The organism is Sphingobacterium sp. SGG-5 (assembly GCF_011043525.1).
Lineage (GTDB): Bacteria > Bacteroidota > Bacteroidia > Sphingobacteriales > Sphingobacteriaceae > Sphingobacterium.
Window position 1 is genome coordinate 1 of record NZ_JAAKGO010000040.1, and the last position, 450, is coordinate 450.

A 450-nucleotide genomic window follows, 5' to 3' on the forward strand; every position below is an offset into this window, starting at 1 on the left:
GACAGAGGTCAGGGTTTCGAAGTTCGGGACCATTGTTCCCAGGTTCAGCGTATTGGCCGTTCCGTCCTCGTCGTTGTAGGTCAGTATACCAGTAACCGGATCAAAGCTTGCCGAGGTCAAAGTCTCGTTAGCCTGTACAATAGCACCGAGGTCCACAGTCTGTATTACCCCAAGGGTGTTGAGATAGCTTAACACAGCAGTAGCCGGGTCATAAGTCAGGCCCGTATTGTTGAGATTGACCGGTGTGGCAACCCCTGCCTCGTCGGTATAAGTTAGGATATTAGTGGATGCATTATAAGTTACAGCTCCTTCATTGAGGTCCAGTACGACCGGTGTGCCGTTCTCTCCTGTATAGGTCAGTTGGTGTGTCGTGTTGTCATAAGCAAGGGTTGTCAAAGTCTCCTGCTCTCTGACCAGATCCCCTAAGTTCAGCATGTTGGTCGTGCCGTC

1 protein-coding gene is annotated in these 450 nt (G+C 50.9%); it reads right to left on the bottom strand.

The window, feature by feature from the left end; all coding sequences use genetic code 11:
- Nucleotides 1-435: hypothetical protein (locus G5B30_RS17180; RefSeq protein WP_206367184.1), on the bottom strand; the 435-nt coding region annotated here is incomplete at its 3' end.
- Nucleotides 436-450: the final 15 nt, after the last annotated feature.